Annotated in this window: 23 protein-coding genes and 1 tRNA gene; 12 read left to right on the top strand and 12 right to left on the bottom strand. The window is 54.9% G+C overall.

Features of this window, described 5'->3' with window-relative positions; translation table 11 throughout:
- The first annotated feature begins 8 nt into the window (after positions 1–8).
- Positions 9–1,157 carry a mannitol-1-phosphate 5-dehydrogenase gene (locus ACL2XQ_RS25575; RefSeq protein WP_410012974.1) on the top strand — a complete coding sequence of 383 codons (1,149 nt, stop codon included), beginning with the start codon at positions 9–11 and terminating at the stop codon, positions 1,155–1,157.
- Between the two features lie 58 nt (positions 1,158–1,215).
- Complete coding sequence (locus ACL2XQ_RS25570) at positions 1,216–1,764, top strand: MltR family transcriptional regulator (RefSeq protein WP_410012975.1); 549 nt, start codon at positions 1,216–1,218, stop codon at positions 1,762–1,764.
- 114 nt (positions 1,765–1,878) lie between these two features.
- Here the strand turns inward: ACL2XQ_RS25570 and sodA are convergent, their stop codons facing one another.
- The gene (gene sodA, locus ACL2XQ_RS25565; protein ID WP_413721695.1) at positions 1,879–2,499 is read right to left on the bottom strand and encodes a superoxide dismutase [Mn]; all 621 of its coding nucleotides are present in this window, start codon (positions 2,497–2,499) and stop codon (positions 1,879–1,881) included.
- Positions 2,500–2,624: 125 nt separating this feature from the next.
- Positions 2,625–3,410 (bottom strand): formate dehydrogenase accessory sulfurtransferase FdhD, encoded by a 786-nt coding sequence (gene fdhD / locus ACL2XQ_RS25560; RefSeq protein WP_413740554.1) that lies wholly within the window; start codon positions 3,408–3,410, stop codon positions 2,625–2,627.
- Positions 3,411–3,647: 237 nt separating this feature from the next.
- Between fdhD and ACL2XQ_RS25555 the strand changes: the two genes are divergently transcribed.
- From ACL2XQ_RS25555 to ACL2XQ_RS25545, 3 genes are all read left to right on the top strand, one after another.
- Positions 3,648–4,250 carry a hypothetical protein gene (locus ACL2XQ_RS25555; protein ID WP_410012977.1) on the top strand — a complete coding sequence of 201 codons (603 nt, stop codon included), beginning with the start codon at positions 3,648–3,650 and terminating at the stop codon, positions 4,248–4,250.
- Positions 4,251–4,327: 77 nt separating this feature from the next.
- Positions 4,328–4,963: a glutathione S-transferase gene (locus ACL2XQ_RS25550; RefSeq protein WP_413721693.1), complete on the top strand. Its 636-nt coding sequence runs from the start codon at positions 4,328–4,330 to the stop codon at positions 4,961–4,963.
- Positions 4,964–5,103: 140 nt separating this feature from the next.
- A complete protein-coding gene (locus ACL2XQ_RS25545; RefSeq protein ID WP_410012979.1) occupies positions 5,104–6,642 on the top strand; it encodes an aldehyde dehydrogenase family protein in 1,539 nt (512 codons plus the stop codon).
- A 49-nt stretch (positions 6,643–6,691) separates the two neighbouring features.
- Here the strand turns inward: ACL2XQ_RS25545 and ACL2XQ_RS25540 are convergent, their stop codons facing one another.
- Positions 6,692–7,936 carry an MFS transporter gene (locus ACL2XQ_RS25540; protein ID WP_413739835.1) on the bottom strand — a complete coding sequence of 415 codons (1,245 nt, stop codon included), beginning with the start codon at positions 7,934–7,936 and terminating at the stop codon, positions 6,692–6,694.
- Between the two features lie 229 nt (positions 7,937–8,165).
- Here ACL2XQ_RS25540 and ACL2XQ_RS25535 point away from each other — a divergent pair, with 229 nt between their 5' ends.
- Positions 8,166–9,167 carry an acyltransferase gene (locus tag ACL2XQ_RS25535; protein ID WP_410012981.1) on the top strand — a complete coding sequence of 334 codons (1,002 nt, stop codon included), beginning with the start codon at positions 8,166–8,168 and terminating at the stop codon, positions 9,165–9,167.
- 35 nt (positions 9,168–9,202) lie between these two features.
- On the opposite strand, the gene ACL2XQ_RS25530 is transcribed toward ACL2XQ_RS25535, so the two are convergent.
- From ACL2XQ_RS25530 to ACL2XQ_RS25505, 6 genes are all read right to left on the bottom strand, one after another.
- Positions 9,203–10,120, bottom strand: a complete 918-nt coding sequence (locus tag ACL2XQ_RS25530) for a GlxA family transcriptional regulator (protein ID WP_410012982.1) — start codon at positions 10,118–10,120, stop codon at positions 9,203–9,205.
- Positions 10,117–10,665 (bottom strand): isochorismatase family protein, encoded by a 549-nt coding sequence (locus ACL2XQ_RS25525; protein ID WP_410012983.1) that lies wholly within the window; start codon positions 10,663–10,665, stop codon positions 10,117–10,119. Before ACL2XQ_RS25525 ends, ACL2XQ_RS25530 begins: the two co-directional genes overlap by 4 nt.
- Before the next feature lie 82 nt (positions 10,666–10,747).
- Positions 10,748–11,347 carry a DJ-1/PfpI family protein gene (locus ACL2XQ_RS25520; protein ID WP_410012984.1) on the bottom strand — a complete coding sequence of 200 codons (600 nt, stop codon included), beginning with the start codon at positions 11,345–11,347 and terminating at the stop codon, positions 10,748–10,750.
- 117 nt (positions 11,348–11,464) lie between these two features.
- Positions 11,465–11,821 carry a VOC family protein gene (locus ACL2XQ_RS25515; protein WP_410012985.1) on the bottom strand — a complete coding sequence of 119 codons (357 nt, stop codon included), beginning with the start codon at positions 11,819–11,821 and terminating at the stop codon, positions 11,465–11,467.
- Between the two features lie 86 nt (positions 11,822–11,907).
- Entirely contained in the window at positions 11,908–12,309 is a 402-nt protein-coding gene (locus ACL2XQ_RS25510; protein WP_413721690.1) for a VOC family protein, read from the bottom strand.
- A gap of 24 nt (positions 12,310–12,333) precedes the next feature.
- Complete coding sequence (locus ACL2XQ_RS25505; protein ID WP_413721689.1) at positions 12,334–12,852, bottom strand: cupin; 519 nt, start codon at positions 12,850–12,852, stop codon at positions 12,334–12,336.
- A gap of 194 nt (positions 12,853–13,046) precedes the next feature.
- Here ACL2XQ_RS25505 and ACL2XQ_RS25500 point away from each other — a divergent pair, with 194 nt between their 5' ends.
- Positions 13,047–13,646 (top strand): nitroreductase family protein, encoded by a 600-nt coding sequence (locus ACL2XQ_RS25500; RefSeq protein ID WP_410012988.1) that lies wholly within the window; start codon positions 13,047–13,049, stop codon positions 13,644–13,646.
- A 317-nt stretch (positions 13,647–13,963) separates the two neighbouring features.
- Here ACL2XQ_RS25500 and ACL2XQ_RS25495 read toward each other — a convergent pair whose 3' ends face one another.
- The gene (locus tag ACL2XQ_RS25495) at positions 13,964–15,160 is read right to left on the bottom strand and encodes a multidrug efflux MFS transporter (RefSeq protein ID WP_410012989.1); all 1,197 of its coding nucleotides are present in this window, start codon (positions 15,158–15,160) and stop codon (positions 13,964–13,966) included.
- A gap of 195 nt (positions 15,161–15,355) precedes the next feature.
- Here ACL2XQ_RS25495 and ACL2XQ_RS25490 point away from each other — a divergent pair, with 195 nt between their 5' ends.
- The 5 genes from ACL2XQ_RS25490 (at position 15,356) to ACL2XQ_RS25470 (ending at position 20,014) form a co-directional block, all read left to right on the top strand.
- Positions 15,356–15,817, top strand: a complete 462-nt coding sequence (locus tag ACL2XQ_RS25490) for a MarR family winged helix-turn-helix transcriptional regulator (protein WP_410012990.1) — start codon at positions 15,356–15,358, stop codon at positions 15,815–15,817.
- Between the two features lie 160 nt (positions 15,818–15,977).
- Complete coding sequence (locus ACL2XQ_RS25485; protein WP_410012991.1) at positions 15,978–16,406, top strand: organic hydroperoxide resistance protein; 429 nt, start codon at positions 15,978–15,980, stop codon at positions 16,404–16,406.
- A 291-nt stretch (positions 16,407–16,697) separates the two neighbouring features.
- Complete coding sequence (eptB, locus tag ACL2XQ_RS25480) at positions 16,698–18,386, top strand: kdo(2)-lipid A phosphoethanolamine 7''-transferase (protein WP_413740553.1); 1,689 nt, start codon at positions 16,698–16,700, stop codon at positions 18,384–18,386.
- A 100-nt stretch (positions 18,387–18,486) separates the two neighbouring features.
- Positions 18,487–18,563: transfer RNA gene (locus tag ACL2XQ_RS25475), tRNA-Pro, on the top strand.
- A gap of 218 nt (positions 18,564–18,781) precedes the next feature.
- Positions 18,782–20,014, top strand: a complete 1,233-nt coding sequence (locus ACL2XQ_RS25470) for an integrase domain-containing protein (RefSeq protein ID WP_413739834.1) — start codon at positions 18,782–18,784, stop codon at positions 20,012–20,014.
- A 214-nt stretch (positions 20,015–20,228) separates the two neighbouring features.
- Here ACL2XQ_RS25470 and ACL2XQ_RS25465 read toward each other — a convergent pair whose 3' ends face one another.
- Entirely contained in the window at positions 20,229–20,888 is a 660-nt protein-coding gene (locus ACL2XQ_RS25465) for a hypothetical protein (RefSeq protein WP_413739833.1), read from the bottom strand.
- A 31-nt stretch (positions 20,889–20,919) separates the two neighbouring features.
- Positions 20,920–21,759, bottom strand: coding sequence for a hypothetical protein (locus ACL2XQ_RS25460; RefSeq protein ID WP_413739832.1), 840 nt, complete (start codon positions 21,757–21,759; stop codon positions 20,920–20,922).
- Positions 21,760–21,762: the final 3 nt, after the last annotated feature.

The raw sequence follows: 21,762 nt of genomic DNA, 5'->3' as shown, positions 1-21,762 counted from the left end.
TTAAATCTATGAAAGCATTACATTTCGGAGCAGGTAATATCGGACGCGGCTTTATCGGTAAATTATTGGCCGATGCCGGGGTGGACGTGGTGTTTGCCGACGTTAACCAAACGGTGCTTGATGCCTTGAACGCCAGGCATGAATACGAGGTCCATGTCGTGGGCGAGCAGTCCCATGTGGAAACGGTCCGGGGCGTCAGCGCCGTTAACAGCACCGGCGCGGAAGTGGTGGCATTGATAGCCGACGTTGATTTGGTAACCACCGCCGTAGGGCCGCAGATCCTGGAACGCATCGCCGGTACCGTCGCCAAGGGATTGATCGCGCGCCATGACGCGGGCAACACCCGGCCGCTGAATATTATCGCCTGTGAAAATATGGTGCGCGGCACCAGCCAGTTGAAACAGCATGTCTTAAAGGCACTGCCCGAGCAGTATCACGCCTGGGTGGCGCAGCACGTCGGTTTCGTCGATTCCGCGGTGGATCGCATCGTACCCCCGGCCGAAGCCGGAACCCAGGATCCGCTGGCGGTGACGGTGGAAACCTTTAGCGAATGGATTGTGGATAAAACCCAGTTCATCGGCGAGCCGCCGGCCATCGCCGGCATGGAGCTGACCGATAACCTGATGGCGTTTGTCGAACGTAAGCTGTTTACGCTTAACACCGGCCACGCCATCACCGCCTACCTGGGCCAGCATGCCGGGCATAAGACCATCCGCGACGCGATCCTCGACCCCGACATCCGCCAGGTGGTGAAAGGCGCCATGGAAGAAAGCGGCGCGGTGCTGATTAACCGTTACGGTTTTGAAGCCGCGAAACACGCCGCCTATATCAATAAAATCCTGCAGCGCTTTGAGAATCCCTATTTACATGACGACGTAGAGCGCGTCGGCCGCCAGCCGCTGCGTAAGCTCAGCGCCGGCGACCGGTTGATCAAGCCGCTGCGCGGCACCATGGAATACGGCCTGCGCCACGACAACCTGCTTAAGGGCATCGCCGCCGCCATGCATTATCATAGCGAGCAGGATCCCCAGGCGCAGGAATGGGCGGCATTGCTGGAAAAATCAGGCCCCGGAGCGGCGCTGGCGCAGGTCTCCGGTCTTGAGGAAGACGGCGAGGTGGTAGCGCAGGTGGTGGATCTTTATAACGCCATGCAATGATGATGAAGATCCGGCGGCGGGCAATATCCCGCCTCCGGGGGTTACATGGTGTTCGGTGATGACGGAAAATACTCAACTGTACGAAAACCAGGTCCTCGAACAACTGAACGCCGGCACAACGGTCAGGGATTTGATGGGCGCGGCGGTGGAATTATTGGCCGAGGCGGTCAATATTCTGGTGCTGCAAATCTTTCGCAAGGATGATTACGCGGTAAAATATGCCGTGGAGCCGCTACTGATTGGCGCCGGTCCGCTGGGCGAACTACCGGTGCGCCTGAAGCTGGTATACGCCCTGGGCGTTATCAGCCGACAGGAGTATGAGGACGCCGAGCTGCTGATGGCCTTGCACGAGGCCTTGCAGGACGATCCCAAGGAATACCGGTTTACCGACGATGAAATCCTCGGCCCGTTCAGCGAACTGCACTGCGTCGCGGCGTTCCCGCCGTTGCCGGAATTTTCCCGCGTACCGGCGGATGACGCGCTGGTGCGTATGCAGCAGCAGCGCTACCAGCAGATTGTCCGTTCCACCATGGTGCTGTCGACCACCGAGTATTTAGTCCGCATCAGCGCCAAAAAAGCCTTTACGGATAAGCTGCTGCTCAAATAATCCTACTTCAGGGCGGCGCTGTCCCTAAAATGCCAACGTCCCGGCCGTAAGGCCGGGACGTTGGCAGTCAATCGAACCATCCCACGGATGGTTTTGGCATTTAACGGTCGCCGGTTATTTGGCTTCGCCGAAACGTTTGGCCGCTTCGTCCCAGTTCACCACGTTCCAGAAGGCCTTGATATAGTCCGGGCGACGGTTTTGATATTTCAGGTAGTAGGCATGTTCCCACACGTCCAGGCCCAGGATCGGGTAGCCGGAGGTGCCGGCGATGGCTTCGCCCATCAGCGGGTTGTCCTGGTTGGCGGTGGAGACCACGGCCAGTTTACCGTCTTTCAATACCAGCCAGGCCCAGCCGGAACCAAAACGGGTGGCGGCGGCTTTTTCAAACGCTTCCTTGAACGCGTCGACGGAACCCAGATCGCGCTCAATGGCGGTTTTCAGATCGCCCGAAAGGGTGGTGCCCAGCTTCAGGCCTTTCCAGAATAGGCTGTGGTTGGCGTGACCGCCGGCGTTGTTGCGCAGTACGGTTTTTTTGTCCGCCGGCACCTGATCGAGTTTTTGGATCAGTTCGTCAACCGGCAGGCTGGCGAGTTCAGGCAGGCTTTCGAGCGCGGCGTTGGCATTGTTGACATAGGTTTGATGATGCTTGGTGTGATGGATTTCCATCGTTTGTTTGTCGAAATGCGGTTCCAGGGCGTCATAAGCATAAGGCAAGGATGGCAGAGTATAGCTCATATTTATCTTCTCCATTTTAGGTGAGCGGCACCCTGAATGAATGTTAGTGCCGCGTAAGCAATCCGATCATTATAGTTAATTAAACGTTTATTAAAACGTTTATCAGTCCCTTTTAAAGAACATGTTTAGCTTTTGCTGTCAACGATTCGGCAGGGATGCGTATAAACCGCGGCCCGCCCCGGCTTGCTGAATCCCACCAGCGTCAGCCCGCAGCGTTCGGCCACGTCTACCGCCAGGGCGGTGGCGGCCGAGACGGCGAACAGGATTTCCACGCCGCACATGGCGGATTTCTGCACCATTTCATAACTGGCCCGGCTGGAGACCAGCACCGCGCCGGGCGCGGCGCCCTGGCGCGCGCGGCAGCCGAGCAGCTTGTCCAGCGCCACGTGGCGGCCGACGTCCTCGCAGCCCAGCGTCAGTTCGCCGTCGGGGGTGATCCAGGCCGCCGCGTGGGTACAACCGGTCAGCCTGCCGATGGGCTGCACGCTTTTCAACTGCGCCAGCGCATGGTCCAGCCGCGCCAGCGGCCAGGTTTGGGTAAAGGGCAGGGGAGCGATGGGTTTGCCTATCTCCTCAAGCTGCTCGACGCCGCAGACACCGCAGCCGGTGCGTCCGGCCATGGCGCGCCGATGTTCTTTCAGCGCCATAAAACGGCGGCTGGACAGTTCGATATGCACCTCCAGGCCGTTGCAGGCCGTCACCACGTCCATACCGTAAATCTCGCCCGGCGCGCTGATAATGCCTTCGGACAGCGAGAAGCCCAGGGCAAATTGCTCCAGCTCTTTTGGCGAGGCCATCATGACCACATGGGAAATGCCGTTGTAGACCAGCGCCACCGGCACTTCCTCGGCCAGCCAGTCGGGTAGCTCCCGGTCGAGCTGCCCCCGTTTGCGAACGCCGAGCCGGCTTATCCCGGCAAGGGTGGTGGGGTCGGTATCCTGTATGGGAAGAGGGTCGGTCACGATGGTTTACTCGCCGTTGTGCTGGTGGGCCTGGTGCCCTTAGTCTACTCCACCGGCGGCGCGGTAACAAAATGCGCATGTGGCGCGCCGCTGCGCTTAAAAAGGGGCTATGCTTTTGCTTAACGATGTTTTCACAGCAGGCTGCCGTTGGCGGCCACTCCGTTGATTGCGAGAAGGATGTTTGACATGGCAAGGCGTATTATCAGGATTATGACCGCGATCGCCCTGGCGGGCGTATCGGTGCTGGGCGTTACGGCGGCATCGGCGCCGGCGGCGTCCTCTTCCGCCGCCGCGCCGGCGCCGGAACTGAAAAACAGTGTCCGGGTCGCGTTGCTGGACGGCAAGATAACCTTACAACTGCCGCCGGATTTTGTTAACCAGACGCGGGAGGACGCCAACGCGCAAAATACCGGCGTGGTGGTCCAGCTGTTCGCCAACCGGGCGCATTCGCAGGCGGTGGGCATCAGCGAGGTGCGCACGGTCAACGGCGATGCCAACGACACCAGCGACGCGGCATTTAATAAAATGGCGCAGGGCGCGCTGTCGGGCCTGAAAACCCAGTTCAAGAATGTCAGGAAAACCGGCCAGGTCCCGGTAATGGTGGATAAGCATAAATTCCTGCGCATCGACTCCCAACAAGAAATGCAGGGCAAAGCCATGCTGGGCACCTTGCTGATAACGCCTTACCTGGATCGCGTCATCACCATCCAGGTATTGACGCCGACCTCCGGCGCAGCCGTTCATGACGACCTGGTAGGCAACATCTTGGGCACGTTGTCATTCCATTAAATACGGCTTCTCTAACTTAAACTTCTGTGTCATGAGCCATACTGATTTGTGCGACCACGGCCACCGGAGGCGAACCAATGAAACTGTTAGGCAGCTATACCAGTCCTTACGTGCGGAAAATCTCAGTTATCCTGCTGGAAAAGGATATTGCCTTTGAATTGGTCAGCGCCTCTCCTAACGGTCGTGATGCCTGCGTCACGGCGGTGAACCCGTTGGGCAAGGTGCCGGTACTGCTTAACGAGCGGGGCGAGGGTATCTTTGATTCGCCCATCATCGCGGAATATCTGGAGTTGGCCCATCCCGAACCGCCGCTGCTGCCGGCCGATCGCCTGGAAGCGCTGCGGGTGAGGCAAATTGAAGCGCTGGCCGACGGCGTGACGGATGCGGCCATGGCCATCGTCCGCGAATGCGGGCGCGGCGGCGGCCCCGATGAAAACGTGCTGTTGAACCAGCGCGCAAAAATCTGCCGCGGCCTGGACGCGCTGGAGGAACATGCCCACGAGGGCAGGCGGCTTAACGGCCCCACCCTGACGCTTGCCGATATTGCCGTGGCCTGCACGCTGGGGTTTATCAATTATCGCCGCGTGATGCCCAACTGGTGCGTGAATCGGCCGATGCTGGTGGCGCTGGCGGAACGGCTGTTTGCGCGCACCAGTTTTGCCCGTACTGCGCCGCCAGTAGCAGCGGCACTGTATGGCACTGAAATGTTATGACACAAACTGTGAACCCTCTCGAATAGTTAAAATTCATTCCCTCCTTACCTGTCTCGTGGTGTCCGCTGCGGCTAACGTTAAAGGATAGCGTTTATCAGCCCAGCCCACTCTTGGTAAAGTCACAGTGTCTAGGAGAAAACATGGCTTACAATCCCCCCTCAAGCCGGTTAATACCCGGCGAATACGGTTATCCGCTCGAACTTAAACCCCGTTACGACAACTTTATCGGCGGTGCTTGGGTCGCGCCGGTAAAAGGTGATTATTTTGTCAACCTGACGCCGGTAACCGGCCTGCCGCTGTGCGAAATCGCCAGTTCCAGCTCTGACGACGTCGACCTTGCGCTGGATGCCGCCCATAAGGCGAAAGCGGAGTGGGGCGCAATGTCGGTACAGACCCGCGCCAATATCATGCTGCGCATCGCCGATCGCCTGGAGCAAAACGTCGAACTGCTGGCGGCGGTGGAAACCTGGGACAACGGCAAGCCGATTCGTGAGACCAGCGCCGCCGACGTGCCCCTGGCTATCGACCATTTTCGTTATTTCGCCTCCTGCGCGCGCGCCCAGGAAGGGGGCATCAGCGAAATCGACGGCGATACGGTCGCCTACCATTTTCATGAACCGCTGGGCGTGGTGGCGCAAATTATTCCGTGGAATTTCCCGCTGCTGATGGCCTGCTGGAAAATGGCCCCGGCGCTGGCCGCCGGCAACTGTATCGTCCTTAAGCCGGCCAAGCTGACCCCGCTTTCCATCCTGGTGATGATGGAGCTGATTCAGGATTTGCTGCCGGCGGGGGTGATTAACGTGGTCAACGGGGCGGGCGCCGAAATCGGCGAATACCTCGCCACCTCAAAGCGCGTGGCCAAAGTGGCCTTTACCGGCTCCACGGAAGTAGGCCAGCGCATCATGAGCTATGCGGCGCAAAACATCATTCCCGTCACGCTGGAACTGGGCGGCAAATCGCCGAATATCTTTTTTGCCGACGTCATGAACCAGGAAGATGCGTTTTTTGATAAGGCGCTGGAAGGGTTTGCCCTGTTTGCCTTTAACCAGGGCGAAGTCTGCACCTGCCCAAGCCGGGCGCTGGTGCAGGAATCGATTTACGAGCGGTTTATGGAGCGGGCGGTAAAACGCGTCGAGGCCATCCGCAGCGGCAATCCCCTTGATGCCCGGACCCAGCTGGGGGCGCAGGTATCCTCGGGGCAAATGGACACCATTCTCAACTATATTGATATCGGCAAAAAAGAAGGCGCCGAGATCCTCACCGGCGGGCGGCGCAAACAGATGGAGGGGCAACTGTCCGAGGGCTACTACCTGGAGCCGACCATTTTGTTCGGCAAAAACAGTATGCGCGTCTTCCAGGAGGAAATCTTCGGTCCGGTGCTGGCGGTAACCACCTTTAAGGATATGGATGAGGCGCTGGCGCTGGCCAACGATACGGATTACGGCTTGGGCGCCGGGGTCTGGAGCCGCGACGGCAACGTGGCCTATAAAATGGGCCGCGGCATCCAGGCCGGCCGGGTATGGACCAATTGCTACCATGCCTATCCCGCCCATGCCGCCTTCGGCGGTTATAAGCAGTCCGGTATCGGGCGCGAAACCCATAAGATGATGCTCGAGCATTACCAGCAGACCAAATGCCTGCTGGTCAGCTACTCCGATCAGCCGATGGGGCTGTTTTAACCCCAGGGTGACAAAGGCCGGCCTTTGCCGGCCTTTCTCTTGCTGACGCTTATAGCGCGGGCGTGGGAATGGACGTCAGCGTGGATGCGCGGCGGCGGATAAACAGCCGCACCAGCGTATACCAGCCCAGCACGCTTATCAGGTTAAACAGGTTGAACAGGCCGCTGCCACCCTGGGCGTACAGCGTTTTTGCCAGTTCGATGCCCAGGGTATAGACCATAATGTTCAGCATGCCCAGCGCGGCGGACACGGTGCCCTTGCTCATGGTGCAGGAAAACAGCGTCAGCCGGTACAGGCCGGCGTTGGCGACGCCGATGCCGTAGGCGTACAGGCTCATGCCGGCGGTCATCCACAGATAGGCGTGGGGCGAGAACAGGGTGGCCGCGGTGGCCAGCACCAGCCCGCCGATGATCGGCGCGGCGCCGAGCTTGATCAGCCGATCCACGGTACGCCGGCCGCTTAATCGCGCCAGGGTGATGTTGCCCAGGATCAGCGCGCCGAAAACCGGCATCTGCAGCAAGCCGTATTCCATCGGCGTCATCCCCCCGTCGCCCATCAGGATCACCGGCGACTGGGCCAGCCAGGACAGCAACGGCAGGCAGGCCAGTCCGATGGCCATGGCGCCATACAGGAACTGGCGGTTGGTCAGCACCACCTTATAGTCGCGCCACAGGCCGCCCGGAGAAAACGACTCCCCCAGGCGCGAGGCGGTTTCGGGCATGGCGCGCCACAAGCCCGCCAGCGCGATGGCCGAGAGGCCGGCAAACAGCACGAACATGACCTGCCAGGAGGCCAGCTGGATAATAATGGAGCCGGCCAGCGGGCCTAATAACGGGGCAATCAGCGCGACGTTGGCCATCAGCGCGGTAATTTTGATGCAGGTGGCTTCATCGAACGACTCCTGGATGGTGGCATAGCCCACCGCGCCGATAAAACACAGTCCGAACCCTTGTAAAAAACGCAGCGCCATAAATTGCTCAATGGTTTGCGCCAGCAGAATGCCGAGGCAGGCGGCAATAAAAAACATCACCCCGGCCAGCATTACCGGGCGCCGGCCACGGCGATCCGACAATGGCCCCAGCAGCCATTGCAGCACCATGCCGCCGCCCAGGTAGGCGGTCATGGAGGTCGGAACCCATTCCCGGCCCGCATTAAAGGATGCGACCACCGCCATCATGCCCGGCTGGATCATGTCGTTGCCGATATAGACGGCAAATTCGAACAGCACCAGGCATAACGGAAATAGCAACGCCCTCCGGCCTAAACGAACGGAGGGAGATAATGAGCTTTGCATATTATAACCAGCTGAAATATAAAGTTAAAAACAAAATAATCCGTCAATGTTTTTAACATTGGCCGGCTATTTTGCATTTATTTTAAATCCCACGCAACCCCGGCCGAAATTATCCTTCATCCGGATAATTCATTTTTTACTTTGCTTCCTCATTTGTAGATATATAGCCTATTTTTAAGATATTGAAGATTAAGCGTATGCATACAAAATGCGGATAGGGATGAAGTGAGTGGACGAAGATAAAAGAATTGACTGGATAGATAATCTGCGTGCGCTGGCCTGCATGATGGTGATAATGATCCACACCACCTCGTTTTATGTTACCCATGGCCTGGACATCGGTGAGCACAACTGGCTGCTGGCCAATGTGCTTAACTCCGCGTCGCGGGTTGCCGTTCCGCTATTTTTTATGATATCGGGCTTTCTTTTTTTCGGCGCCAGGCGCGCCGGCGCCAGACATTTCCTGCGCATGGGGCTATGCCTGCTGTTTTACAGCCTGATCGGGCTGCTGTATATGGCGCTTTTTACCCCCATCAACGCGGCGCGGGCGCTGGAAGGGGCTTTGCAGAAGCCGGTTTTCTACCATCTTTGGTTTTTCTACGCGGTGATGGTCATTTATCTGCTGTCGCCGCTGATCGAAATCAAACCGGTGTCCGCCGGTTTTCTGGCGACGATAATAGTGCTGCTGGCGGTGATGGCCAATCCCAACACCGTAACGTTCAATCGCGGCCATATAACCTTGCTGCCGGTAAACCTGTTTATCAGCGGCGATACGTTTTATTACATCTTGTATGCGGTGCTGGGCCGGGCCGTGGGTATGCTTGATCTGCGCGGTAAAAAAATCCCCGTGATCGCCGCGGCGCTGTTTATTATCAGTGTCGTGCTGGTGGCGGTGGGCACGAAAAAGCAGCTGATCGTTAATGGCGACTTCGCCGATACCTATTACCTTTATTGCGGCCCCCTGGTATGTATCGGCGCCGTCAGCCTGTTTGTCTTTTTTAAACAGGCCTGCCGGCGGCAATGGTGGCCGCCGCTACGCCTGATCTCGCGCTATTCGCTGGCTATTTATGGCTTTCATGCGTTTATCATTCATTTTATCCGCACCCATGGCCTGGATTTTAAAGCGGCGCCGCCGCTGGATATCATGTATGTGTTTATCGCCACGCTGTTGGTGAGCCTGCTGCTGGCGGCGGGGCTACGGCGCGTTGATGTGCGCCGCTGGGTCAGCTGAAATCCCGGATCCGGGGTTGATATGCCGGCAGGGCGTTATTCCTGCCAGCGCTGCTGCGCCCGGCGCAACTGGCGGCTGGAGGAAAAACCGGCGGCCAGCGCCGATTTCTCGATGCCCTGGCCCTGCTGTAAACGCTGCTGCGCCACCGCCAGTCGCAGCTGTTCGTGATATTCCCTGACGCTAAGCCCCAGATGTTCCCGGAACAGCCGGGTCAAATGGCGGCTGCTCATAAATACCTGCCGCGCCAGCGCGTCAAGGCGCCATTCCGCCTCCGGCTCATGGGCCAGGATGTCCTGGGCGCGGTGTACCGCCGGGTGCAGGTGATTACGGTGGCGCAGCCAGGGCGAAAGCTGCGGGTCGTCGCCGCCGCGGCGGAAATAAACCACCATTTCCCGGGCAGTGGCCATGGCCTGCTGCGGCCCGACATACAGGCTGACCAGGTACAGGGCCAGGTCAATACCGGCGGTAATGCCGGCGCTGGTAAATACCCCCCGATCCTCGACAAAAATCCGGTTGTCCTTGACCAGGGCCGCGGGAGCCTGCTGGCGCAGGCGCTCCATCACGTCATGGTGGGTGGTGCAGCGATACCCGTCCAGCAGGCCGGCCCGCCCGGCCAGCAGCGACCCGGAGCAAACGCACACCAGCGTCCATGTCCGATCCTGAAAGGATGATCGGCGCTCACGCAGCCACCGCTGCGCCTCCAGCGCCGGCGCGCTGTCCAGCTGCTGGCGGGAGTCGGCGACACCCGCCAGCACCACGATGCTGTCCGGCGGCAGGGAGGCCGGCAGCGGCGCAATCCGGCTGACGGTCATGCCGATGGAGGTGGTAATCTCCTCCTGCGGGCCGATGTAGTGCAGCCTGAAGGCGCCGGACAGCGCCAGCACCTCCGCCGGGCCGGTGAGATCCAGCGCCATGACCTGGGGCAATACCAGGAAATAAACATCACGCATCACGCTTGCTCCAGTTCCTCCAGGCAGCCGGCCACGGTGCGGATAGCGGCGAAACGGTCGATAAGCACCGTTTCGGTGTGGTGCTTGAGATCCGCGCTGCTCAGCGTCCGGCCGTCATGGGTCATGGGAAACGTCAGCGTCGCCTCGGTCACAAAAGTGACGCGATACCCCAGGTCCGACGCCACCCGGGCCGTGGTTTCGCAACACTGCTCGGTGCGGATGCCGGCGATGATCACGTGCTTGATGTCCCGCTCATCCAGCCATGCGCGCAGTCCGGATTCGGTCAGGGCGTTATGGACATGTTTGTGGAACGTGGCGTCGGCGGTATGGGTCAGGAACGGCAGCGGTTTTACCAGGCCGGACTGCGGGCTAAAGGGGCCGTCGCCGCTGTTATGGAAAATATCCACCAGCGCCGCGCCGCGCTGCCGGCACCCGGCGATAAGGGACAGCAGCGCCTGTTGAAAGGCGGGCACGTCGTCTTCCGACCAGAAGGGACGCTGCAGGAAAGATTGCTGGACATCGATAATCAATAACGCGCTTTGTGCCATTTCCGGACTCCGTGATAATGCTGTAGCACTATAGTGCCCATGGGTAGGGCACATAAACAGGCTAAATCCGGCCATGATCGGGCTAATTCGGGACAATACCGCCTAACGGCGCTGACGTGCGCCAGTAATCGTAATAGATATGCTCAACCTGGAAGTCGGTCTTTTGTTGATCGCCGGTGAGGCGATAGGCCAGGGAAAAGGCAAAATCAAAGGCGACGCCCAGTCCTTTACCGCTGAGCAGGTTGCCGTCCTCGACCACTTTCTCATCAATAAAGCGGCCGTCGCTGACTCCCCGGTGCAGATCGCCGGAGCACACATAGCGGCGTCCCTTGAGTAAATCGTTGCCGCCCAGCACCCGGGCCGCGGCCGAACATAAAGGACAAATCCATTTGCCAGCCTCATCGTGGCGGCGGATAAAATCCGTTACCAGCGGATTAGCGGCCAGGTTGACCGTACCCTCAAGGCCGCCGGGGATCACCACCGCGTCATAGAGCGTCTCCCGGCGATGCTCGAGCAGGGCGTCGGCGAACATCCGGATCTGGTGATAGCTCACCAGCTCAAGCCTATCCTGACATGAGAGGGTTTCAACCTTGATATCCAAGCGGCGCAGCACATCAATTACGATGATGGCTTCCGCTTCCTCAAAACCCTTCGCCAGCAATACGGCGACTGTCTTGGACATAATTCCTCCTGTTATCCTATGAAGTCATGACCTGATGCCATAGGGTAGCATGACGGCGTCGCAAAAATAGAACGCTGTTTTATTTTTGACAGGAGGATCGCAGATTTTCCGCGCCGGCTAATCTTCCGTCCAAACGCCTAATATGTAGCCGTCGGGATCCTTGAAATGAAAGCGTTGCCCGCCGGGGAAGGCGAATATCGGCTTGACGATTTCCGCGCCGGCGGCTTCCAGCTTTTTCAGCGTGCCGGGCAGATCGCTGGCGTAGAAAATGACCAGCGGGCCGCCGCCCGGGGTAATCGCCTCGGTGGAGGTAAAGCCGCCGGTAATCCTGCCATCGTAGAATTCGGTATAGGTCGGGCCGTAATCCGTAAACGCCCAACCGAACGCCGAACCATAGAACTGTTTGGCACGCTGGATATCGCTGACGTTGAACTCAACGTAATCCACCTGGCCGTTTGCGCCGATCTCTTTCATCAGGAATTTCTCCTTGTGAGTGGGGGTCACCTAAGTATGGCCCAGGTTCCGCTATATGACAGGCGGGTCCATTGCCCGGCCGCGTATTACTCCTGTTTGCCGTAATGCATGCCTTCCAGCTTCAGGCCGTCGGGATCGAGGAAAAAGACCGCATAATAGTCCGCATAATATTCGCCGGCCGGGTCGACGATGCTGGCGCCGTTGTGTTCCAGCCACGCCTGCAGCTCATCGACGTCCCGCCGGCTGTTCAGCGACCAGGCATAATGGTGGAATCCCACGTCGCCTTTACGATAAGGATGCTTTTTACCCTGCTCGTCCGCCTGGTAAATCCAAAAGCGCGTCGTGCCGTTGCTCCAGCCCATCGCCGCGGGCATTTCGTCCATCACGTCAAAACCCAGGAACGTAAATAATCCGCTGTAGAATTTCTTGGAAACGGCAATATCGCTAACGCTGATAACCAAATGATCGACTGCCTGGACTCGAGACATAGTTTCCTCCTGTTCTGCGCCGGCTTATGCTTGTTCCGGATTATGCCATAGCGTGGTAATGCCGCCCCGATCGCCGCTGATCGGATCGGTGGCCGGTAACGGCACCTGCCCGATATGCTGTTGCACCGAGGCCAGCCTGGCGGGATCGTCGCGGCATAAATCGGCGTTCATGCCGTTGGGATAAGCGCCGACCACCATAAAATCCTCGCTTGATTGCAGCGCTTTATGGCCGACGCCGGCTGGGATCAGCACCACATCGCCTAGGGACAAAGTGACGACCGGCCCGCTTTCACCGCCGAACTGCACCTGGGATTCGCCGGCGTAAACACCTAGCAGCTCGTGGCAATTGGAATGGAAATGGGTGAAGTTATAGATAATATACCGCCACTGGGCCGGCCAATCATTGGCGGCAAAATGACGTTCCAGCCAGGCCGCCGGATCGGGCGTTTGCGCCGGTATCACGCGGCGATAGATGACCAGGGGCAGCGGACTGTTGGGAACGCCGCCCACCGCTTCATTTAACTCGAGGGTTTCTATGGTCATAAGATCATCGCTCCTGCTCGTCTGGTAGGTCATGGGCTAATGCCATGAAGATCCGCAATAAGTCTTATCAGCATAGTTAATCGAGAGAATGATGCGAATGATTTACAGATTACACCGACAAGGCATAAGCTAGCCGGTGCGATGAACCGCATGTAGCCGCCGTTCATTAATTTCCCTTTAACAGGAGTAGATCTATGAGCAATGCATTTCTGGACGTCATCAAAGCCCGCCGGTCGATTTACGCCATCGGCAGGAATGTCGCGCTATCGGAAGACCAGATCGCCTCGCTGGTGAAAGACGCGGTCAAACATAGCCCCTCGTCCTTTAATTCTCAAAGCTCCCGTGTTGTCGTGCTCTTTGGTGAACAGCATGAAAAATTATGGAATATCATTAAAGAAACGCTGAGGAAGATTGTGCCCGCGCAATCCTTCGCCGCCACTGAAACCAAACTGGCCTCATTTGCCGCAGGCAAAGGGACGGTGCTGTTTTTTGAAGACACCAAGGTCATTGATGTTTTGCAAAAGCAATTTGCCGCCTATGCCGATAACTTCCCCATCTGGTCGGAACATTCCACCGGCATTGCGCAATTTTCAGTATGGACGGCCCTGGCTCAGGAGCGTATCGGCGCGACATTGCAGCATTATAATCCCCTGATTGACGATGAGGTTAAACGCACCTGGGAATTGCCGGACAGCTGGAAACTGCGCGCGCAAATGCCGTTTGGCTCCATTGAGCAGGCGGCGGGCGAAAAAACATTTATCGACGATGAAGAACGTTTCCGCATTTTTAAATAACATCCCGGGCATGTTGTGCTTGGGCTAAGACGGGTCTGATGGCAAAACCCGGCTTGCGGGAGTGGCGGACATGCGTCCATCGCTCCCGCTTGTTTGCATGTCTGCCGGCATGGGCAAGGGATGGCGAACGATTTTTTTTGCACAGATGTTTTTCAGGTTCGGCCGGCGCGGCTATAGTATAAAAGGGCTGGTCAAAAAACAGGCAATATTTTGATAAGGAGCGAAGCGATGACCCGAATTCTGCTGGTATTTTTATTCTTTGTGGCAATCTGCGCCGGTATCATGGTGGTGCAAATGGGCGGCCGTTATCCCTGGATTTAACTGTTCCTGGCGGGGATCTTGCGAAAGCCCGACCAGAGCTGCACCGTATTGATCAGCACCATCAAGGCCGTGAATAAAAACACCCAGCGAAAGCCCAGTACCGCCGAGACGCTGGAGCCGATGAGCGGCCCTACCACATTCCCCATATACATAAACGACTGGTTATAACCGAAGATACGGCCGGTGACTTTATCGCTGGAATATTTTACCAGCAGCGTCTGGACGGCGGGCATCAGCGCGCCGTCGGTGAACCCGAGCAAGAAGCGCAGCACGCCCAACTGCAAGGGCGTCTTCACCAGGGCCATGCAACAAAACAGCGCTATGCTTGCCATCATCGCCGCCATCAAGATACGCGAGGTGCCGATGCGGTCGCCCAACTGGCCCAGGCGCGGCGCGGCCAGCAGCGCCGACACGCCCGGCACGGCGGCGATCACGCCGCTGATAAACGCCAGATTGCCGGTATCGTTGTAGATATCTTTGATAAACAAAGTCAGAATAGGGCTTATCGAGCTGTTGGTCAGCTGGATCATCATGGTGGTAATAAACAGGCTGAAAATCAGGCCTGGATAGGGCAATGAATGAAAGATTGCCCGGCCCTTGAGCTGATCGGCTTTTTTGATGTTAACCGTTTTCTCTTTAATCAAGAACAGCGTCACCAGAAAGCTGGTAAACATCAGTGCCGACGTCACCAGGAATACCACCCGCAGACCCAGGTGATCGGCCATAAAGCCGCCGAGCAGCGGGCCGACAATCACGCCGGCCACCTGGCCGGTGGAAAGGGTGCCGAGCGCCCAACCGCTTTTCTCGCGCGGCACCTGCGATGCCACCAGCGCCATGGCGTTGGGAATATAACCTGATGTCAGGCCCATCAGCGCCCGCAGCAGGAATAACTGATAGACATTACTGGCAAAACCCTGCAGCGCAATCACCACCGCCATGCCAAGCGACGCGCGCAACAGCATCAGCTTGCGCCCCCGCCGGTCCGCCAGGCTGCCCCACAGCGGCGCCACTACCGCGGAAACCAGGAACGTCGCGCTGAATACCAATCCCGACCAGATGCTGAGCGCCTCATGGGATCGCACGCCAAGTTGCTCAACGTACAGCGGCAAAAAAGGCAGGATTTGGCTCATGGCCAGGCCGGTGAAAAAACAGCCTAACCAAACGGAAAAGATATTGATCTTCCAGGCTTCCATGGGTCACACGCAGTAGGTAAGGATTAATAGCAAGTTTGCTAATGATATCATCGATGTGAAAAGTTACGGTAACGACTTACCGATAAAAAGTGTAGCAAAAACGCACGGTATGTTTTCCGCGCCGCCAGTCCAGACGGGGGAAGGTGGGCAAAAAAATAACTTGCGATTCTATCGCGCACTATTTATAATAACACCATGAAAACGAAACATGATGACCCAAAAGCGACGGCTACGCCTTTAGCCCTTGACCAGCAGTTCTGCTTTGCCCTGTACTCGGCGAACCTGGCCTTGAACAAGGTCTACCGCAAATTATTGGTCAAGCTGGATCTCACTTACCCGCAATATCTGGTTATGCTGGTACTGTGGGAGCGTGACGAGGTGATGGTATCGGATATCGGCGAACGGCTGTATCTCGATTCCGCCACGCTGACCCCGCTGCTCAAGCGCCTGGAAACCGCCGGCCTGCTCGGACGCTTTCGCTCCGCGGCGGACGAACGCCAGGTGATTATCCGTCTGACCGACAAGGGCCGGGCATTACGGGAAACCGCGCGCACGGTGCCGGACGATATCCTGTGCGCCACGGCCTGCAGTGAAGAAAAGCTTAACGACTTAAAACGGCAGTTGCAAACCCTGCGCGCCCAGCTGGCGCAGTGGTAACCGCCCTGGGGGCCTGAGCGGCGACCAGGCTACCGCTATGGGCTATACTGAATAAAGCCCCTGCTTTTAAGTTGCAAGCGATTTAATCGCTTGCAATATATCTTCGTCCGGCACTCGGTCCGGCGAAGGCATCATCCAACAACGTAAGAGGGAAATAACCATGTCTATTGAAAAAGTTGTGTACCGCGCAAAAGCCAAAGCCACCGGCGGGCGTGATGGCCGGGCCACCTCATCCGACGGCGTGCTGGATGTCAAACTGGGCGTGCCGAAAGAAATGGGCGGCCCGGGCGGGGAATTCACCAACCCGGAGCAACTGTTCGCCGCCGGCTATTCCGCCTGCTTTCTGGGTGCGTTAAAACATGTCGCCGCGCAGGAGAAAGTGAAGCTGCCGGCGGACGCGTTTATCGAAGGCACGGTCGGCATCGGCGCGGTGCCGACCGGTTTTGCCATTGAAGCCCAGCTGGATATTCATTTAGCCGGCATGGATCGCGGCCTGGCCGAGTCGTTAGTGCAGAAAGCGCATGTGGTCTGCCCGTATTCCAACGCGACCCGCAATAACATTGATGTTAAACTTAACGTCATTAATTAGTTTTCAGCGTTAAACCGGTGCCGCCGCTCAGCGCGGCTGCCGGTGAAACCGGTTGGATAACGCCGCGAGCCTTTGCTTGCGGCGTTTTTTTTTGCCTGGCGCGTCCGCCGCAGGGTAAACCGTTACTACCCAAAACTTTTTAATATGAAATTTGTCAAAATGGTTTCGCACATTAAAGGTATGCTTATCCATTCGTTGTTAGCCATGGCGGCATAAGTCGGGTGCGAATCCGTTAGCCAAATCGCCGGCAGCGAGACCTTAATTTATTGATTATCATGGACTATTGCCTTGATTAAATTAGTCAAACAGCTGTCGCAGCAAAAACTATCGATAATAATCGCTGTTTATGTGGGTTTTTTTCTTAACCTGTCGGTTTTTATCCGGCGTTTCGATGTGCTTCATCCGGTTGCCACCGTCGGCCACATGGTTATCGCCCTTACCGAAATTATGGTGACGGTGCTATCCACCTTCTTTTTGCTGCGGCTGATTTCGCTGGGCGGGCGTCATTTCTACCGTACTGTGGCTACAGTATTGTTGTTAATCTCGGTTGCCGCCAGTTATTACATGACCTATTTTAATGTCGTTATTGGCTACGGCATTATTGCCTCTGTCATGACCACGGATATTGATTTATCAAAAGAGGTGGTCGGGTTTTATTTTGTCCTGTGGATGGTGGCGGTCAGCGCCTTGCCGTTGTTTTTGATCTGGAAACACTCGGTGAGCGGTACCCTGATCCAGCAGATGAAGACCCCCGGCCAGCGCATTAAGCCTCTGTTGATCCTACTGGTTACGTTGGCGCTGATCTGGCTGCCGGTGCGCTATCAGGATAAGGCGCAGAACGTGCGCGAAAAAATCACCAATATCGATCTGCCCAGCTACGGCGGCGTTATCGCGCATTCCTACCTGCCGGTTAACTGGATGGCGGCCCTCGGCCTGTTCGCCTACACCCATTTCGACGAAAACCAGGACAATGACACGCTGTTCGATCCCGCCAAGCAGTTTACCTATGTGCCTCCGGCCGGTATCGATGATACCTATGTGGTTTTTATCATCGGCGAAACCACCCGCTGGGACCATATGGGGCTGCTGGGCTATCACCGCGATACCACGCCCAAATTATCCCGCGAGAAAAACCTAGTGGCGTTTCGCGGGCAATCCTGCGATACCTCCACCAAACTCTCCCTGCGCTGCATGTTTGTGCGCGAGGGCGGGACAGCGGATAACCAGCAGCGGACGTTAAAAGAGCAGAATATCTTTGCGGTAATGCGTTCGCTCGGCTTTACCTCGGAGCTGTTCGCCATGCAGAGCGAGGTGTGGTTTTATAAAAATACCTATGCCAATAACTTCTCGTTTCGCGAGATGATCGCCGCGGAAAAACGCAACGACGGCAAATCCGTGGATGATATGCTGCTGGTGGATGAGATGAGCGAATCGCTTAAACGCTACCCCAAAGGCAAGCACCTGATGGTGTTGCATACCAAAGGCTCGCATTACCTCTATTCGCAGCGTTATCCGCGGGATTTTGCCCGCTACCAGCCTGAATGCATGGGCGTGGATCATGCCTGCTCCAAAGCGCAGCTTATCAATGCCTTCGATAACAGCGTGTTGTATACCGATAGTTTTATCGCAAGCGTCATCGACAGGATGCGCAATAAAAAAGCCCTGGTGTTCTACGCCTCCGACCATGGCGAGTCCATTGATGAAAACTACCATTTACACGGCACGCCGCGCGATATGGCGCCGCCGGAACAGTTCCGCGTACCGATGATGGTCTGGGCGTCGGATGCGTTCCTGGCCGACCAGCCCCATCGGGAGGCGTTCGACCGCCTGCAGGCCCAGCAGCGTATCGGCGCCACCCATCGCCATGAAGAGCTGTTTGATACCATTCTCGGCTGCCTGGGCTATACGTCGCCTAACGGCGGCATCAACCCGCGGAACAACTGGTGCGCCAAGCCTGCGGCCAAGGGGATGGCCCTGTAAGCGACAGGTACCGCCGGCGGCGCTTTTGTAAACAGTCGGCAGTATTTCTTGAAAAAGGGATTGACGCAAAAAGACGGCCGCAGTAAGATGCGCCCGCATTCGGTGAGTGGCGCAGCCTGGTAGCGCAATACGTTCGGGACGTATGGGTCGGAGGTTCAAATCCTCTCTCACCGACCAAATTCCCCAAAGGTCTTGTCCATAGACGTCCAGACAGGGCCATAAAAGAAACATAAAACAGCAAGTTATCATGACCTGCTGTTTTTTTGTTGTCCAACGCATTCTCCCCTGATACAGTAAAATCCACAGCTTTTAGGCATACGTTTGGGCATAGGCATGGCCGGATGGATGATTCGCTATGCCTAACCCGCCGGTCATTTTGCGTTGGGGAATGGCTTATGGCCCGTCAAACCAAACCGCTGACCCATACCGAGGTCAAGAACGCCAAGCCCGGTGACCGTTCGTTGGTACTCTATGATGGCGACGGCCTGGAGCTCCAGGTAACGCCAACCGGCTCTAAACTGTGGCGTTTGCGTTACTCCCGGCCGCATACCCGCAAGCGGGCGATGATGAGCCTGGGCGTGTATCCCGCTGTCTCGCTTGTTGATGCCCGCCAGTTACGCGAGCAGTCACGCGCCCTTCTGAGCAAAGATATCGATCCGCAGGAACATCAACGTAGCGAACAGCTACGCCATAAACAGGCCCGTGAAAGTACCTTCGAGATAGTCACCGCGCAATGGTACAAAACCAAGCAATCCGCCGGGTTGGCAGAGCATACCCTCAATGATATCTGGCGCTCCCTGAGCAAATATGTGTTCCCTCATATTGGTTCCCTGGGCATAGCCAGTATCACCGCCCAGCAGTTTATTTGCGCACTGGAGCCTACACGCGCCGCCGGTAAACTGGAAACCGTAAAACGGCTTACCCAGCGCATTAATGAAGTCATGGACTATGCGCTGAATGCGGGACTGGTCACCACCAATCCGGCGGCCCGTATTGGCCGGGTATTTGAAAGGCCTAACGTCCGGCACCGGCCCGCTCTGCGTCCTGAGCAAATGCCGGACCTGATGCGAGCGCTCTCTGTGGCCAGTATCCACCGCCAAACCCGCTGCGTGATTGAATGGCAACTGCTGACCATGACCCGGCCGGCGGAAGCGTCCAGCGCAAGTTGGACCGATATCGATGTCACCGCCCGCGAATGGCGTATCCCGGCGGGACGGATGAAGATGAAGCGAGAGCATGTTATCCCGCTTTCACCGCAGGCGCTCCGCTTGCTTGAGGTAATGCGGCCTATCAGTCAGCACCGGGAATATGTCTTCCCGAGTCACCGGCATCCGCTAGAGTCGATGAGCAGCCAGACGGCCAACATGGCGCTCAAGCGCATGGGGTTCAAGGATGTGCTGGTCGCCCATGGCATGCGGGCAATAGCGTCGACCGTACTTAACGAGCAAGGTTTTCCTCCCGATGTTATTGAAGCCGCTCTCGCTCACATCGATACCAATGAGGTGCGCCGGGCCTACAACAGGGCACAGTATTTACAACAGCGCAGGGAAATGATGGACTGGTGGGGAATGTATGTGGAGGAGGCCGCAACAGGGCGATTCAATATTGGATGTGATATAGAATTATAAATATACATTTCATTACAATATATAGCCAGACTAAAGATTGTTATAATTTTTTAGTATATTTTATATTTATTTGATTTACATAACATATTCTATATCAATGCTTTTCGGGGGGGGTCTCAAACTAAAATATTATAAATATTAAAAAATCACGAACAAAAAAAATTAAAATCTCACAAATTTAAGCGTGTAAATATAATGTTAAAATTTTGTATTTTTAATTAAAAATTGATTCAAATTTGTTTTTTGAAATTAATTCGTAGCTTTTCTTCAATCTGTTGTGAGATTCTCTTGTGGAGTTAAACACTACTTTGAAATCTTCGTCTAAGACTTCATTAGCTAAAAATTTAGCAACATATTCACTAGTAAATTCACATTTCTCTGAAAAATCAGTTAGAGAAGCCATAATATCATTAATTATAGTCACATCAATAATTTTAATATTCCAACGTTCGATTCTTGTAATTTTATTTTTTAAAGAAAATATACCATTTCGTACGGAAAATAATGTGAGCCGGAATTCTTCATTAAATATCCCTAGTTTTTCTTTTTCTGTGCTTTGATTAAATAGTAAGTCATTGAGTCTAAGATAAATAATTAGAGACGACTGCAAGCATTTATCGCAATTATTAAACAACTCGTCGATATCATTTAAAATATCTTCTGCGTACTCAAAACCTCTATTGTTCGCTTTAGCCGTAATCCATTTCTGCGCATTAATTGCAGCGTAGAGAGCAGAGCCGGCCATAATTAGATTAGCAATAGAGCTAACCCAATCCGCAACTGAGCCAATTTGGATCTCATATGTCCTAAAAAAAATAATAGCACCTGTTATAAATAATATAATCATAAGTAAAACATATAAAAACCATTTCATATTTTGTACCTTTGATCTAATATTGAATTAATTATTTAAAACCATAATTTGCACAAAACCCATGAAAACATTTTAGCTGTTCTTTAGCTACATCTGCATTTTTCTGGTTGGAATAAAACAGATTAAAGTAAGGTGCAAAAAATTTTCTATCTGTTCTAAAGTCACCTGTCCAACTATAATATTTGATACTTCTATGAAGTATTAAAGAAAAAAGTTCATCGTTTAATTCTTTGACAACATTATCACAGGAAGATGCAATCGCTTGTATTGCATCATAACTTATGATAATTGGTTTTTCTAAAAAATCGTGATGAGCATCAAAGCCAAGTTTTAAAGCATTATTTGTACCAAAGAGACCAGACTTATGCACGATGCAATGTCTTAACTGGCAAATATCTTCATATTTGTCTAACGCAGACCCTAATGTTAAAGGCTGTTGTCTATTCAATCCCAAACCAGTGAATTTTTTAAATGTATCTATAATATTGCTAACAGAAGTAAAAGATGCATCCTCTAAGAGGGCTTCAGGTAATATATCCTTTTTATGATATAAAGCTGCTGCATACGTAACGGTATTTTTATAACTATATATTCTAGCTTGATGATCGATCGATAGCATTCTTCTAATGACACAACGACAATAACTTTCCACTATAGAAACAAATCCAAGCATTATTAAATTAGCTAATAAACGCCATTCATCAGTATCCTGAGGCTTCCCTAATAATTTGATATGTAAGTCTTTTTTTTGATTAAATATATCTATCGCTGAAATATTTGGTTCAATGTAATTTTTATCAAAAAAATCAATTGTGTTAATGTGCGGCGCCACTCTTTGCCCCGAAAGATTATAGATAAGTTTTTTGCTCACGCT

The sequence above is a fragment of the Sodalis sp. RH14 genome (assembly GCF_047324285.1).
GTDB lineage: Bacteria > Pseudomonadota > Gammaproteobacteria > Enterobacterales > Enterobacteriaceae > Acerihabitans.
This window is presented reverse-complemented; position numbering and strand designations above follow the sequence as displayed.

Coding starts and splice junctions, on each gene's coding strand:
- ACL2XQ_RS25575 (WP_410012974.1), top strand. CDS start 9: ATGAAAGCATTACATTTCGGAGCAGGTAATATCGGACGCGGCTTTATC.
- ACL2XQ_RS25570 (WP_410012975.1), top strand. CDS start 1,216: ATGACGGAAAATACTCAACTGTACGAAAACCAGGTCCTCGAACAACTG.
- sodA (WP_413721695.1), bottom strand. CDS start 2,499: ATGAGCTATACTCTGCCATCCTTGCCTTATGCTTATGACGCCCTGGAA.
- ACL2XQ_RS25555 (WP_410012977.1), top strand. CDS start 3,648: ATGGCAAGGCGTATTATCAGGATTATGACCGCGATCGCCCTGGCGGGC.
- ACL2XQ_RS25550 (WP_413721693.1), top strand. CDS start 4,328: ATGAAACTGTTAGGCAGCTATACCAGTCCTTACGTGCGGAAAATCTCA.
- ACL2XQ_RS25545 (WP_410012979.1), top strand. CDS start 5,104: ATGGCTTACAATCCCCCCTCAAGCCGGTTAATACCCGGCGAATACGGT.
- ACL2XQ_RS25540 (WP_413739835.1), bottom strand. CDS start 7,936: ATGCAAAGCTCATTATCTCCCTCCGTTCGTTTAGGCCGGAGGGCGTTG.
- ACL2XQ_RS25525 (WP_410012983.1), bottom strand. CDS start 10,665: ATGGCACAAAGCGCGTTATTGATTATCGATGTCCAGCAATCTTTCCTG.
- ACL2XQ_RS25520 (WP_410012984.1), bottom strand. CDS start 11,347: ATGTCCAAGACAGTCGCCGTATTGCTGGCGAAGGGTTTTGAGGAAGCG.
- ACL2XQ_RS25515 (WP_410012985.1), bottom strand. CDS start 11,821: ATGAAAGAGATCGGCGCAAACGGCCAGGTGGATTACGTTGAGTTCAAC.
- ACL2XQ_RS25510 (WP_413721690.1), bottom strand. CDS start 12,309: ATGTCTCGAGTCCAGGCAGTCGATCATTTGGTTATCAGCGTTAGCGAT.
- ACL2XQ_RS25505 (WP_413721689.1), bottom strand. CDS start 12,852: ATGACCATAGAAACCCTCGAGTTAAATGAAGCGGTGGGCGGCGTTCCC.
- ACL2XQ_RS25500 (WP_410012988.1), top strand. CDS start 13,047: ATGAGCAATGCATTTCTGGACGTCATCAAAGCCCGCCGGTCGATTTAC.
- ACL2XQ_RS25495 (WP_410012989.1), bottom strand. CDS start 15,160: ATGGAAGCCTGGAAGATCAATATCTTTTCCGTTTGGTTAGGCTGTTTT.
- ACL2XQ_RS25490 (WP_410012990.1), top strand. CDS start 15,356: ATGAAAACGAAACATGATGACCCAAAAGCGACGGCTACGCCTTTAGCC.
- ACL2XQ_RS25485 (WP_410012991.1), top strand. CDS start 15,978: ATGTCTATTGAAAAAGTTGTGTACCGCGCAAAAGCCAAAGCCACCGGC.
- ACL2XQ_RS25470 (WP_413739834.1), top strand. CDS start 18,782: ATGGCCCGTCAAACCAAACCGCTGACCCATACCGAGGTCAAGAACGCC.
- ACL2XQ_RS25465 (WP_413739833.1), bottom strand. CDS start 20,888: ATGAAATGGTTTTTATATGTTTTACTTATGATTATATTATTTATAACA.